This is a genomic window from Mucilaginibacter sabulilitoris, from assembly GCF_034262375.1.
Taxonomy (GTDB): Bacteria; Bacteroidota; Bacteroidia; order Sphingobacteriales; family Sphingobacteriaceae; genus Mucilaginibacter; species Mucilaginibacter sabulilitoris.
This window is the reverse complement of sequence record NZ_CP139558.1, coordinates 5,457,264-5,472,461: the sequence shown is the minus strand read 5'-3', so window position 1 is coordinate 5,472,461 and position 15,198 is coordinate 5,457,264. Positions and strand designations below refer to the sequence as shown.

Annotated in this window: 9 protein-coding genes; 8 read left to right on the top strand and 1 reads right to left on the bottom strand. The window is 43.8% G+C overall.

Annotated elements, in window-relative coordinates; translation table 11 throughout:
• Positions 1 to 136 precede the first annotated feature (136 nt).
• From SNE25_RS23410 to SNE25_RS23390, 5 genes are all read left to right on the top strand, one after another.
• The gene (locus tag SNE25_RS23410; RefSeq protein WP_321561437.1) at positions 137 to 3,379 is read left to right on the top strand and encodes a DUF1553 domain-containing protein; all 3,243 of its coding nucleotides are present in this window, start codon (positions 137 to 139) and stop codon (positions 3,377 to 3,379) included.
• 5 nt (positions 3,380 to 3,384) lie between these two features.
• The gene (locus SNE25_RS23405) at positions 3,385 to 4,902 is read left to right on the top strand and encodes a DUF1501 domain-containing protein (RefSeq protein WP_321561436.1); all 1,518 of its coding nucleotides are present in this window, start codon (positions 3,385 to 3,387) and stop codon (positions 4,900 to 4,902) included.
• Positions 4,903 to 5,044: 142 nt separating this feature from the next.
• Positions 5,045 to 6,154, top strand: a complete 1,110-nt coding sequence (locus tag SNE25_RS23400; RefSeq protein ID WP_321561435.1) for a twin-arginine translocation signal domain-containing protein — start codon at positions 5,045 to 5,047, stop codon at positions 6,152 to 6,154.
• Complete coding sequence (locus SNE25_RS23395) at positions 6,103 to 7,485, top strand: c-type cytochrome domain-containing protein (RefSeq protein WP_321561434.1); 1,383 nt, start codon at positions 6,103 to 6,105, stop codon at positions 7,483 to 7,485. Before SNE25_RS23400 ends, SNE25_RS23395 begins: the two co-directional genes overlap by 52 nt.
• Positions 7,486 to 7,706: 221 nt before the next feature.
• Complete coding sequence (locus SNE25_RS23390) at positions 7,707 to 10,031, top strand: GH92 family glycosyl hydrolase (RefSeq protein ID WP_321561433.1); 2,325 nt, start codon at positions 7,707 to 7,709, stop codon at positions 10,029 to 10,031.
• Positions 10,032 to 10,205: 174 nt separating this feature from the next.
• Here the strand turns inward: SNE25_RS23390 and SNE25_RS23385 are convergent, their stop codons facing one another.
• Complete coding sequence (locus tag SNE25_RS23385) at positions 10,206 to 11,108, bottom strand: AraC family transcriptional regulator (protein WP_321561432.1); 903 nt, start codon at positions 11,106 to 11,108, stop codon at positions 10,206 to 10,208.
• A gap of 344 nt (positions 11,109 to 11,452) precedes the next feature.
• Here SNE25_RS23385 and SNE25_RS23380 point away from each other — a divergent pair, with 344 nt between their 5' ends.
• Genes SNE25_RS23380 through SNE25_RS23370 form a run of 3 tightly spaced genes read left to right on the top strand, consistent with a single transcriptional unit; the run spans position 11,453 to position 15,191 of the window.
• Positions 11,453 to 12,232 (top strand): SDR family NAD(P)-dependent oxidoreductase, encoded by a 780-nt coding sequence (locus tag SNE25_RS23380; protein ID WP_321561431.1) that lies wholly within the window; start codon positions 11,453 to 11,455, stop codon positions 12,230 to 12,232.
• Between the two features lie 17 nt (positions 12,233 to 12,249).
• Entirely contained in the window at positions 12,250 to 13,482 is a 1,233-nt protein-coding gene (locus SNE25_RS23375) for an enolase C-terminal domain-like protein (protein WP_321561430.1), read from the top strand.
• A gap of 53 nt (positions 13,483 to 13,535) precedes the next feature.
• Entirely contained in the window at positions 13,536 to 15,191 is a 1,656-nt protein-coding gene (locus tag SNE25_RS23370) for a sodium:solute symporter (protein WP_321561429.1), read from the top strand.
• Positions 15,192 to 15,198: the final 7 nt, after the last annotated feature.

Below are 15,198 nucleotides of genomic sequence, written 5' to 3'. Positions count from 1 at the left end.
ATGTGCAATTTAAAAAAAATGGTATCTGTTTATGAAATAAAGTCGGATTTGTGTAAACTTAAGTTGTGTTTGTGAAATTTTTACTCACTTACACCCTGTAAATTTATAAAATTATAAACCGTATAAATTTCTCTTCATGCGAAGGCTTCTTTTTATATTTATGGGTGCCATATTGGTGCTGGCTGCGGGTATGTATTTTTATACTTCATCGGTCACGTTACCGCCTGATGTTAAGGAGGCTTATGATGTGCTGCCCAAATCACTGGATTATAATGTGGACGTCAAGCCTATTCTTTCTGATAAATGCTTTGCATGTCACGGCCCTGATAAAGCCAAACAAAAGGCTGGCTTAAGGCTGGATATAGCCAAATTTGCTTATGCTGAGCTACCCGAAGATAAAGGTAAGGTGGCCATTGATCCCGGAAACCTGGAAGGAAGCGAGTTTTTTCACCGTATCCTGTCGTCCGATCCAAAATACATGATGCCTTCGCCCGAATCGCATCATACCCTTACAGCTACCGAAAAGGCAATCCTGATCAAATGGATAAAAGATGGGGCCAAATATAAACCACACTGGGCCTTTGTGAAACCTGTAAAACCCGATGTGCCTGAGGTTGACCATAAAGACTGGACGGTAAATAACCCGATAGACAATTTTGTACTGGCCAAGCTGGAGCAAAAAAAGCTACAACCATCCAAACAGGCCGATAAGGAATTGCTGCTGCGCCGCCTTTCTTTAGATTTAACAGGTCTGCCGCCGACGTTACAGGAAATAGACAACTATTTAAAAGATAACTCGCCCAATGCTTATGAAAAACAGGTAGACCGTCTGCTTAAATCTCCGCATTATGGCGAAAAGATGGCGGTTGACTGGCTTGACGTTGCCCGCTATGCCGATTCGCACGGATATACGGTTGACAGGTTAAGGGATATGTCGCCCTACAGGGATTGGGTGATCAAGGCGTTTAACAGCAATTTTCCGTATGATAAATTTATCCAGTGGCAGCTGGCTGGTGATCTGATGCCGCACCCTACGCGTGACATGATCATTGCTACCGCTTTTAACCGTAATCACCCCCAAAATATGGAGGGTGGTATAGTAGAAGAGGAGTTTCAAACCGAATATGTAATTGACCGTACCAATACTTTTGGCACCGCTATGCTGGGCATGTCGGTTGGTTGCGCTAAATGCCACGACCATAAGTTCGACCCGATATCGCAAAAAAACTACTATCAGCTTTACAGCTTTTTTAACAACGTAAAAGAAGCCGGCCAAATTTCATGGGACGATGCCTTGCCAACACCAACCCTGATGCTGCCCACTAAGCAAAAAGAAAAAATACTGGCGTTTATAAACAACAACATAATGCAGGAGCAGCATAATATTTCCCTCGTACAAAGCAAAGCCGCAGCCGGTTTTGAAAGCTGGCTGAATACCGGAGGCTACAAAAAACTGGCCGCCGATAAAGTGCCTGCCAATGGCCTACAGGCTTACTACACATTTGATAAGGGTAACCTGGTCAGCAATGTAAGCGGTAAAGATGCGGGTGTTATGAAACGCGAAAGCGGGTTACCGGGCGATAAACCGGTATTTGAAAACAGGGACAATGGCAAAGCCATAGTACTTAATGGTGATACCTGGCTCGATCTGAATAAGGTAGGGGTGTTCCGCAGATCCGAACCTTTTAGTGTGGGTATATGGGTTAATATTCCTAAACAACTTACCGAAGGGGTTATTTTTCATAAAAGCAGTGCCGAGCGCTTATACAATTTTAGAGGATATCACCTGTACCTTAAAAACAATAAACTGGAATTGAACATGGCGCATACAGGACCGTCGAATGCTATTACTAAAGTTAGCATTGACGATGTGCCGCGCGATCAATGGATCCAGCTTACAGCAACATACGATGGATCATCAAAGGCGGCAGGTTTCAGATTGTATCTGAACGGCATCGAGATGAAGATGGAAACTACCATGGATCAGCTCACCAAAGATATTTTGTTTGTTGGCGGTGGCGCGCAGCCGGGGCTGCAAATTGGCGGCTGGTGGCGCGGGCGTGGTTTTAAAGATGGTAAGGCCGATGACATAGCAGTTTACAACCGTACGTTAACACCGTTTGAAGTTAAAACACTGGCACAAAAAGCAAGCTGGGCTGCCATTGCTGCTAAAGATCAGGCATCGTTATCTGCCGATGAAACCAACTCGCTTAAAGCTTACTACTTAACCGCGGTTGACCCAGGTATGCTAGCCGAAGAACAAAAGTTAAAGGCGCTTCGCACTATCCTGGCTGATTCGACAGAAAATATCGACGAGTTAATGGTAATGCAGGAAATGCCCAAACCTAAAAAGTCATTCCTGTTAAAAAGGGGTAATTACGATATGCCGGGTGAACAGGTTTTTCCGAACACTCCGGAAGCTATATTGCCATTTCCTAAAAACGCCCCCAAAAACAGGTTAGGGTTGGCCCAGTGGGTAATTAATCCCAATAACCCGCTGGCAGCAAGGGTAGCGGTGAACCGAATATGGCAAAACTTTTTTGGTACGGGTATAGTAAAAACATCCGAAGATTTTGGCAACCAGGGCGAAATGCCAAGTCACCCGGAATTGCTGGATTGGCTGGCGGTTCAGTTCGTAGAATCGGGTTGGAATGTAAAGGCAATAAATAAACTCATTGTAATGTCGGCCACCTACCGGCAAGATTCACGCGGAAGTAAAGAAGCAGTTGAAAAAGATGCCGAAAATCGTTTTCTGTCACACGGCCCCGCTTACCGCATGACGGCCGAAATGATACGTGATAACGCCTTAATGGCCAGTGGGTTATTAAATACCCAAATAGGGGGTAAAAGTGTAAAGCCATACCAGCCCGAGGGATTATGGGAAATAAACAATACCACCTACACCCCAGATACCGGCAAGGCTGTTTATCGGCGCAGTTTATACGTAGTAGTTAAACGATCTGTGCCTAACCCAACGCTGGCTACATTTGATGCGCCATCGCGAAGCTATTGCATTATGCGCAGGCAGCCAACCAATACACCTTTACAAGCATTGGTAACGCTTAACGATCCTACATTTGTTGAGGCATCCAAGGTTATGGGCGAGCAAATAAGCCGGTCAAATGACAGCCGTGCCGCCATTACAAATACGTATCGTAAGTTAACCGGCCGTAAGCCGCTGCCAAAAGAGGTTGATCTGCTGCTTACCCTGCAACAGGTGGAGCTCAAAAAATTCAGGCAGCACCCCGAAAAGGAAAAAGGCTGGCTTAATACTGGGCAATATAAAGTTGATAAAAAGATAGATGGTGCTTTAATAGCCGCCAATACGGTTATAGCCAACGCCATATTAAACTCCGATGCATCATTAACTAAAAGATAAAAAGGATGTCAGATTTTCACCATGATGAAGAGTTCAGGCTGCACACGCCTGAATTTAACGAACTTAATAAAAAGCTCGACAGGCGTCAGTTTTTAACCAAAACCTCGCTTGGTCTGGGTGCTCTGGCTGTAGGATCATTGTTTGGCAATAGTCTTTTCGGTAATTCGCCAAAAGGCGCTGCCACTGCTACTCAGGGCGATCTGGAAGCCGATATTCTGCGGGCCATACCTCATTTTGCGCCAAAGGCCAAAAGAGTGGTGTACCTGTTTCAGAGCGGGGGGCCATCGCAGTTTGAGTTGTTTGATTATAAGCCAAAACTGACTACCATGTTTGGCCAAAACCTGCCCGACTCGGTACGCAAAGGGCAGCGGCTTACCGGCATGAGCGCCAATCAAAGCGCGCTGCCTATGGTGCCTTCCTACTATAAATTCAGCCAGCATGGCCAAAGCCAAACCTGGATGAGCGAATTGATGCCGCATACCGCCCAGGTGGTTGATGATTTGTGCATTATCAAATCCATGCATTCCGAAGCTATTAATCACGACCCGGCTATTACTTTTTTCCAGACCGGTAACCAGCTCCCGGGCAGGCCATCAATAGGCTCCTGGATAAGCTATGGTTTAGGCTCTGATAATCAAAACCTGCCTACATTTATTGTACTGGTTTCCAAAAACGGACAAAAGGATCAGCCGCTTTATGCCAGGCTTTGGGGTAACGGCTTTTTGCCATCAAAACACCAGGGTGTACAGTTCAGGGCCGGGAAAGACCCGGTATTGTATTTGAACAATCCCGATGGCTACGATGGCAAGGACAGGAAAGAAATGCTCGACTATCTCTCAAAACTTAACCAGCTGCAAAACCAAGCATACGGCGATCCGGAAGTAGAAGCGCGCATATCACAATATGAAATGGCTTACCGCATGCAAACATCCGTACCCGAGGTTATGAGCACTGCCGATGAACCTGATGAAGTTTTTGAAATGTACGGGCCGGATAGCCGCGATTCAGGCACTTATGCTGCTAATTGCCTGCTGGCGCGTAAGCTGCTCGAAAAAGATGTGAAGTTTGTGCAGCTATATCACCAGGGATGGGATCAGCATACCAGTTTGCCATCGGCCATTGCCACCCAATGTAAGGCTACCGACCAGGCTACTGCCGCTTTAATAAAAGACTTGAAAAGGAGGGGGCTACTGGAAGATACCCTGGTAATATGGGGCGGCGAATTTGGCCGTACCGTTTATTCGCAGGGGAAACTTACCGCTAATGATTATGGGCGCGATCACCATCCGCGTTGTTTTACCATGTGGATGGCCGGCGCAGGCGTAAAACCGGGTTTAAGCTATGGCGAAACGGATGATTTTAGCTACAATATTGTTAAAGATCCGGTGCACGTACATGATTTTCAGGCAACGCTGATGTACCTGATGGGTATTGATCATGAGCGATTTACCTATAAATTTCAGGGCAGGCGGTTCAGGCTTACAGATGTTGAAGGAAAAGTTGTGAAAGATATATTATCTTAGATAAGAGTGAGAAAAACCGGATATAAGAATCAGCATAAACGATAATTAAATGCACTTAAATCACACTTTTTTTATTATTCTCTTGGTTCTTAACTCCCGATTCATTTCCTTTATGTCCGAACAATTTAACATATTATAAACCATGGAAAAATCGAGAAGAAATTTTATAAAAAATTCTGCCATTGCATCAGCATTGGTGGCAACTGCACCCGCTAAAAGTTTTGCAATATTACATAAAGATATGAAGTCAGATGATCAAACAATAGGCCAAGGCGGCTTTACCTACAAAGCCGATAAAAACTGGGCAAAAATAAGCGTGAACAGCAACCCGCTGGCCAATTGCCACGAAATGGTACAGGACAGTAAAGGCCGCCTCATAATGTTGGGCGACCACACCAATAACAATATCCTCATCTTCGATAAATCGGGCAAATTGCTGGATTACTGGGGGACTTCGTTGCCTGGTGGCCACGGATTATCAATCAGTAAAGAGGGCGGCGAAGACTTTTTGTTGCTAACCGATTGCGGCTGGGCTTTAGACAGAACAGGCGCCAATTATGGTCAGTCGGGCCAGGTATTAAAAACCACGCTCGATGGTAAATTGATATTCGCTATAGGTCACCCTCGTACTATAGGGATCTACAAAGACGATGAGCCGTTTAAACCAACCGAAACCGCGGTAGCGCCCAATGGCGATATTTACGTAGCCGATGGTTATGGATCTGACTATATTATCCAGTATAATAGTAAAGGCCAATACATCCGCCATTTTGGTGGTCACCATAACGCTAATAAAGACCATAACCTGGTTAATGCGCACGGCGTATCGGTTGATACCCGCGACAAAAATAACCCTACGCTGATCTGTACCTCGCGCGAAGAAAACTGTTTCAAGATATTTACGCTTGATGGCAAATTCATTAAAAAAATTGACATGCCGGGTATGTATGTATGCCGTGCGGTAATTAATGATTCAAATATCTACGCCGGTGTTTGCTGGTCAAAAAATGCAGAGGGCAAACGCTTTGATTATTCGGGATTTGTAACTGTATTGGATGCCGACAACAAAGTAGTATCGAATCCGGGCGGCGCTGCTCCTGTTTATAAAAACGGTGTGTTGCAGCAAACATTACAGGCCTCCAATCCAATTTTTCAGCATGGCCATGATGTTTGTGTAGATGAAGATAAAAATGTGTACGTATGCCAGTGGAATGCTTACCACACGGCCCCGGTAAAGTTAACGCGTGTATGATATTAGGGAATATAACTGAATTTTCGGGCCATTTGCACCCGCTTATTGTACATCTGCCTATTGGTTTTATTTTATTGGCGGCAGTTTTTAATATTTTATCCTACTTTAAAAAGTACGAAAATTTGAAGCCTGCCGTATCTGTAACCTTGCTCATAGGCTTTATATCGGCAATTTTGGCCTGTATATTTGGTTATATTCTATCGCTCTCGGGTGATTATGACCCGGCTACCTTAACCCAGCATAAGTTTTCGGGTATTATGCTGGCGGCCATTTCAGGGCTGCTGTATTTTATATCTACGGATAAGGTTCAAAAGGAGGTTCGTATCCCCGGTAAATTGTTTTCGGTATTGCTTGTGGGTTTAATCGGCCTGATGAGCTACAGCGGCCACCAGGGTGCGAGCCTTACCCACGGCAGCGACTATCTGACCATGCGCACCCTGATGCAGGAAGTACGCGATAAGCCGGCCAGCATTGAAAGCGCAATGATCTATGAAGATGTGGTGGCGCCTATACTGCAAAGAAAATGCGCGCAATGCCACCAGGGGGGCAAGCAAAAAGGAAATCTATCGGTAGAGAGTTTACAAACCTTATTAAAGGGCGGCAAGAACGGACCGGCTGTTGTTGCCGGTAAACTCAGTGAAAGCGAATTGTATAAGCGTATTACGCTCGACCCAGAGCATAAGGATTTTATGCCGGCCGATGGCAAACCGCCCCTTACCAAAACCGAAGTACTGATTATTAAATGGTGGATAGCGCAGGCCAACGCCGTTCAAGGTAAAACCATAGCGCAGCTCAAAAATTCCGACAGTATTAAATCTAAAATTGGTGCCTACCTGGGTTTTAATAACGATGCTGGAGGGGAAGAAGGTGAGAAGGGTTTTATACAGGCTATTAATCCGGATATTCCTTTACAGGCTGATACTATGCTGGTGAACCGCCTGCGAACAAAAGGGCTTATGGTTAGGATGATGCTGAAGAAACCGATAATGCTTGATGTTACGCTTCCTGCAAATTCTGGTATTAAAATGGCCGATATACAGGCCGACCTAATGCCTTTGGCAAAAAACATTATCTGGCTCAACCTATCGGGTAATAATTTTACGGATAAAGACTTGGCTATACTGCGGTCATTTACTAACCTTGAGAAATTGCGGATCGAAAAAAATCCGGTTACTGATGGTGTGAGCGCCGATCTGCTTTCGTTAAAACACCTGCAGGCGGTTAATTTAAATGAAACCAAAATTACCGGTCAGACGGTGGCCAACCTGAAAAAAAATCCCGGTATTAAACGGATCTACACCTGGGGAACGGCTGTTAAACAAGCAAACTAAACCTGTAGCCATTGTAAAAAAATTGACGTACTTATTGTACGGAAATAGAAGCGGTAATTTTAAATAATAAATTTCCTATTATTTCCATAAATAATCTATTCAATATCATATTTTAATCTATGTTTGTTGGTGTGGTTAAGGGATATTTATCTGTTGGCGAATACCCTAAACATTTATATATTTATCCAGTAAATCGATTTAGTAATTTTAGAAGATCAACAATGCTCAGAAATAGTACTATTCTTAAAATCACCTTCATCAGTATAAGCTTATTTGCCGGTGCAAACGTATTTGCACAACAAAAGCAATTAGCTGATTATGTGAACCCGTTTATTGGCGCCAGTACCAATATGCATTTGGCGGGTAATCCGGCTGGTCTTGGTAAAACTTTTCCGGGTGCTGCGGTGCCCTTTGGAATGGTGCAGGTGAGCCCCAATACGATAACCGGAGGTGATAATGGGTCTGGTTATAGCTATGAGCACAAAACCATTGAGGGCTTTGCATTAAACCAAATGAGTGGTGTGGGCTGGTATGGAGATCTGGGTAATTTTTTAGTGATGCCAACTGCCGGTACATTGCAAACCAGCGCGGGCAAAGAAGGAGATCATGACGGCTATCGTTCTTATTATGACAAGCAAAGCGAGAAAGCTTCCGCTGGCTATTATTCTGTTAATCTTACTGATAACAAAATTAAAGCGGAGCTTACAGCCGCGCCTCACTGCGGTATCATGAGGTTTACCTTTCCGGAAAACAGCGGTTCAAGAATTCAGATAGATCTGGCCCGTCGCGTTGGCGGCACATCGGTTGCTCAATATGTTAAGATAGTTGACGAACACACCATTCAAGGCTGGATAAAATGTACACCCGAAGGCGGGGGCTGGGGCAACGGCGATGGAAAATCTTTTTATACCGTTTACTTTTATGCCCGGTTTAACAAACCTTTAAAAGACTATGGCGTGTGGAGCGCGAACATACCAGAAGGGCAGGGTCGTAAATTGCAGGATATTGAAAGCGCAAAATATCAGAATATCATAGCACATGCGGCTATATTGCCGGGAACAAATGAAAAGTTAGGCAAGCATTTGGGTTTTTATACCGATTTTGCTACCAAGGCTAATGAACAGGTAATATTAAAGGCCGGCATCTCCTACAACAGTATTGAAGGGGCCAGGAATAACCTGGAAACTGAAATAAAGGATTTTGATTTTGACAAGGTTCATCAACAAGCCCGGAGCCTGTGGAACAAGGCGCTCTCCAAAATACAGGTAACAGGCGGCTCAACCGAAGAAAAGTATAATTTTTACACCGCCCTGTATCATACCATGATCGATCCGCGCACATTTCAGGATGTAGACGGAAAATATCCCGGTGGCGATCTGAAAGCACACACGGCAGATCATTTTACCAAAAGAACCATATTTAGCGGCTGGGATGTTTTCCGAAGCCAGATGCCGCTGCAAACCCTCATCAATCCTGGTTTGGTGAATGATCTTATCAATTCACAAATTACTTTAGCTACCGAAAACGGCAGTCAATATTTTGACCGCTGGGAGCTATTAAACGCTTACAGCGGGTGCATGATCGGCAACCCGTCTATATCAGTTATTGCAGATGCTTATAAAAAAGGTATTAAGGGATATGATATTGATAAGGCTTATCAATACAGCTTAAATACCGCTGCTAAATATGGCAACGGAGATCGCGGTTTTAGCACAGGTGGCAGCAGTATATCTGGCACCCTTGAATATGCTTATTTTGACTGGTGTATTGCCCAATTGGCCAAAGCCACCGGTAAAACAGACGACGCTGCAAAATATTCGGCAAGGGCATTGGCTTATCAAAATGTGTTCGATAAGGATAAGGGCTGGTTTCGCCCTAAAATGGATAATGGCCAATGGGAGAAATGGCCAGCGGAGGGAAGGTTACAGCAAGGTTATGGCACAGTAGAGAGTAACCCTTATCAGCAGGGATGGTTTGTACCGCAGGATGTGCCCGGGTTGGCCAAACTGTTAGGTGGTAACCAAAAAGCTATTGCCGACTTAACCGACTTCTTTGAAAAAGCACCATCCAATTTGCTATGGAACAACTATTACAACCATGCCAATGAGCCTGTGCATCACGTTCCGTTTTTATTTAACCGCTTAGGTGCCCCATGGCTCACCCAAAAATGGACAAGGATTATTTGTCAGAGAGCATATCATAATAAAGTAGAGGGTTTGGTAGGTAACGAGGATGTAGGGCAGATGTCGGCCTGGTATGTGCTCGCCGCGAGTGGTATTGCACAGGTTTGCCCGGGCGATATGCGTTTCGAAATTACCAGTCCGGTGTTTAACAGAACGAAGATCAATCTTGATCCCAAGTATGCCAAAGGCAAAGCGTTTACTATTGTAGCAAAAAATAATTCGCCTGCCAATGTTTATATACAAAGCGCTACGCTTAATGGCAGGCCATACCACAGGTGTTATCTGGATTATACTGCCATTTCATCAGGAGCAACATTAGAGTTAGTTATGGGGCCAAAACCCAATAAGGCCTGGGGGAAGTAGTTTGATATTTTACCTCTTTAAAGCAGACTTATGAAGCTTTTAAAACTTCGTAAGTCTGATCTTTTCTTCAATATTTCCGGGAAAGGGCCTGTCAACCTGTCGAAGACTCTTGGGCAAAGGCTCTACGCTCAACCCTTCCATAAGCTCAGGTTAGCAGACCGTTTGATAAGTATATTATCCTGTATTTTTCGCTGTAACCCTGTACTGCTCCGGCGAGGTGCCAATATACTTTTTAAATATCCTCGAAAAATAATACGGGTCGTCATACCCAAGTTTTGTAGCAACCTCCTTAATCTTATCGGCATTGGTGTATAAGAGCTGGCATGCCTTTTGCATTTTCAGGTGAATAAAGTAATCAATAGGTGGCATTCCGGTAGCTTTTCTGAAAATGTTGGAAAAGTGGGAAACTGACAAATTGTGTTTATTTGCCATGTCGTCAACCGTGAGCTTTTTACTCAGGTTATCGCGCATATTATTGATGGTTTTAGTAATAATGTCGCCATCATCTTCCTTATCATATTGAATATGTCTTTGCGGAAACAGAAATATGGCTATCAAATGGTACAGGCAAAAATTGGCGCTGCAGAGGTTCTCAATGCTGTAACCCATTTCAAGGGTTTGATAAATATTTTGCCATATTTCAATGGCTTTATCATTAAATGGTATTTGTACCGGGCCTTTGATGAGGCTTAAATTAAGCGATTTATTAAAGGCCTGAATATTATCGCCGGTGTAATGCACCCAATAAATAGTCCACGGGTCATCCTTATCGGCCCAGTAACGAATGTATTTGTCTGTAGCCGGTATAATAATAAACTGGTTAGAGTGTACCTCGTAACGTTTGCTATCCAATATATAATATCCCTTTCCCTGCAGGCAGTAAATAAGTATATTGTCCTCACAGCCTTTTCTGCGTTCGCGGTAGTGGAATGTAGCTTTCGGAAAATAACCAATGTTGGTAATGTAAACAGGAAAAAGTTCAGGGTCGCGCTCCTTAGCCTCCTTTAATATTTTTTGAGGGATGCCAAAAAGTTTTTCTCCTATAAAGCCATCTCGTCTTTTAAAGGTGTTGCTCATGCAGGTAATATTTGAATTTGCAATTGAATATTACATTGTTAAAAGGTTTTACCAATAATATGTTATGCTATTATAGACAAAACAATTCGCAAAAACAATCGATCAAAGCGTATTGCACACCTATCACACTATTTTGTTACCTGAAACTATTTTGATGGCTGATTTTAATTGTATAATCCATTAAAAAAAATGTTTTGCCTATTATAATGTACAATAGGTGCTATTACTTTTGATTATTCAGTAATAACCAATTTTAACCAGGTCAAGAAAATCATAGTACCCGCTTGTGCTTTCACAATATCAATTAACGCGATGCGGTGTATTAAATTTTAACTATCAACAACATGCTACTAAAAAATAAAGTGATTTTTTTAACCGGGGGTACAGAAGGTATTGGTTTTGAGTGCGCTAAAGTATACCAGACAGCAGGAGCCCAACTCAGTATTATCTCCAATTCGGAAGAGAGCATTAAACAAGCTGCTGAAAAATTGTCCGGAGAAACACTTTTTATTATGGCCGACGTATCCGTTGCCGCTGATATGGAACGCGCAGTTGCAAAAACAGCCACCAATTTTGGAAGAATTGATGTGATACATAATAACGCAGGTATATCAAACCCATCAAAGGCAGTGCATGAAACTACCGGCGAGGAATGGGATAATCTGTTTAATATAAATGTGAAAGGTATTTATAATACTACCAGGTTTGGTATTGAAGAATTAAAAAAAACACGTGGAAATATCCTGAACACAAGCAGCTTGGTAGGCGAAATAGGGCAACAGATACATGCGGCTTACAGCGCTACCAAAGGCGCTGTTAATGCGTTAACCAAATCAATGGCGCTTGATTATGCGCCTTATGGCATCAGGGTTAATGCTGTCGCACCGGCGGGGGTATGGACACCCATGCTGCGTGCCTGGAGCCGGCAGCAGCCCGATTCATTAATCATTGCTAATTATCTCAATGAAATACATGCCCTTGGTTATTGCCCCGAAGGCGATGTGGTGGCCGATGCCTGTTTGTTCCTGGTATCTGAGCAGGCACGGTTTATTACCGGCTGCATTTTGCCAGTAAGCGGCGGGGCCGAGCTGGGTTACAGAAGAGTTATAAACCAATCTATTTAAATAAAGCAGCCTTAAGAATGATAAAAAATATTAAAGTTGATGATGTGCGCTATGCACTTGATGGCAGTGCTGGCAGTGATGCTATACATAAAGACCCTATTTACTCATACGCGGTAACCCGTTTGTTTGACGACAGCGGGTTAACAGGTACTGGTTTTGCCTTCACCCTTGGCGAAGGTAATGACTTGGTTTGCAAGGCCGCGCATTACTACGCAAGTAAATTGGTTGGTAACGATATTGAAGAAATGATGGCCGGTTTTGGTAAACTGTTCAATCAGCTATCAAACGATCAGCAATTCAGGTGGTTGGGGCCGCATAAAGGTGTGGTGCACCTGGCGCTGGCTTCGGTTACCAACGCCTGTTATGACCTTTGGGCCAAAAAAAGAGGTGTGCCACTGTGGAGATTACTGAACGATCTTTCGCCCGAGCAAATAGTTGCTACGTTAGACCTATCGTACCTCGAAGATGAGCTTACCCATGAACAGGCTATTCAAATGCTGCGCGATGGACAATTGACAAGCAGTGAGCGGTTAGGCGTTTTACAAACGGGATATCCTGGTTATGATACTTCTATCGGTTGGTTTAATTACTCGGACGAAAAGGTTCGCGAAAACTGTAAAAAAGCATTAGCAGAAGGATTTACAGCAATGAAGCTTAAGGTAGGCTCAGTTGATCCGGAAAGAGATATACGCCGCGCCCATATTGTAAGGGAGGTTGCAGGCGATAAAGTAAAGGTAATGCTTGATGCTAACCAGCAATGGAACCTGCCGCAAGCTATATCGATCTGCAATAAATTTAAGAGCATGAACCCATACTGGGTAGAAGAGCCAACGCACCCTGATGATGTGCTTGCTCACAGAACCCTGGCCGATGCCATTGCTCCGGTAAAACTGGCGCTGGGCGAACATGTACCCAATAAAATCATCTTTAAAAACTATCTGCAAACCGGTTGCGCATCCTTTGTTCAGGTTGACGCAGTGCGGGTTGGCGGGGTGAGCGAATTTATTACCATAAGTCTGTTGTGTAAAAAATTTGGTGTGCCCGTTGTGCCGCACGTCGGCGATATGGGGCAACTGCACCAGCACCTGGTCTTGTTCAATCATATTTCGGTAGGGCATGAGGCTTTGTTTTTGGAACATATACCACATTTGCAACAGCATTTTAAACATCCGGTTAATATCAGCAATGGTGTTTATCACACACCTCAGGAAACGGGAAGCAGTTGTGATTTGATAGCTTTAAGTGAGTAGTGAGTGAAAATGGGCCAATTTAGGATTTAGAGTTTAGGATTTAGAATTTATTTATGATACATACTCCCGATTTAATTATCAGCGCCTTGTACATCGCCTTTATTTTTGTAATTGGGTTGTGGTCGGGTATACGCCATCAGCGTAAAACCAAAAACAATAATAACGAGGCCGGCGAGTATTTTTTAGCAGGTAAAAAGCTGCGCTGGCCTATGATTGGGTTGGCATTATTTGCAACCAACATTTCCTGTGTTCACCTGGTTAGTCTCGCGCAAAGCGGTTTTGACAAAGGCTTGCTTAACGGCGATTTTGAATGGATGGCGGCGTTTACCTTAATATTGCTGGCTTTGTTCTTCGCGCCGTTTTACATTAAATCAGGCGTAGCTACCCTGCCCGACTTTTTAGAGAAAAGGTACGACCGGGCCAGCCGCGACTGGCTTGCTATTATATCGGTAGTATCCGCAGTACTTATCCATATCGCTTTCTCTTTGCTGGCAGGTGGGGTAGTGCTGCATACTTTGTTTGGGGTTGATATGTACACAAGTGTTATTGTCATATCCATTATTACCACCATTTATACCGTTGTTGGCGGCTTAACGGCGGTAGTGGTGACCGAATCTATCCAAACGGTAGTGCTGTTAGGTGGCGCTATTATAATGAGCATTGCCGCCTATACTAAAATGGGTGGCTGGGAGCCAATGGTTGACGTTTTGAAGCACACTGGCGAAATGAATAAGCTCTCGATGCTTCGTCCGCACGGCGACCCAAGTGGCATGCCCTGGTATGCAGTATTTTTAGGGTATCCGGTGTTAGGTATCTGGTACTGGTGTGCCGACCAAACCATTGTGCAGCGGGTGTTGGGTGCAAAAGATGAAAACCATGCCCGGGTTGGCCCGCTGTTTTGCGGGTTTATTAAAATATTACCTGTTTTTATCTTCGTAATGCCGGGCTTGTTCGCCTACACGCTGGCACAAAGCGGTCACCTGGATATTTCAGCCTTAAAAAGTATTGTAGGGGGTAAGGAGGTTTTTGACAGTAAAGGTATTTATACCTTAATGATTACCCAGCTTATCCCGCAGGGTTTAATAGGGGTGTTGGTGGCCGCATTATTATCAGGCTTAATGAGCCAGATCTCCGGCGCGTTAAACTCCATTTCAACCATAGTAAGCTATGATATATACAAGCGGTACAACCCCGAAGCTAAAGATGCCAGCTTGGTTAAAATTGGTAAAATTGCTGCGGGGGTATCGTTGATATTGTCGCTGGCGTTGCTGCCGTTATTAAATAAGTATGGAAGCATTTTTGATGGACTGAACGATATTATCGCCCATATTGCTCCACCCATTACCTGTGTATTTTTATTGGGTGTTTTTTGGGAAAAGGCATCGGCAGTATCAGCCAAATACACTTTATGGATAGGCTCTGCTATTGGTGTGCTGGTGTTTACCTTGAATAAATTATATCCCGATACGGCTATCGGACAAATACCATTCATGATGATGGCTTTTTATTTGTTTGTGATATGTGTGGTTATACAAGTAACATTATCCTACGCGTATCCGGTAAAACATACTAAAGAGAGCTCAACGCTTTATTGGCGGTCGCCATGGGAACCATTGCAAGGCGCGGCATGGCATGGTTTAGGGAATTATAAAGTGCTGTCATTGTTACTGGTATTTATTATGGCAATGCTCTTTTACATATTCAGATAATTTGATT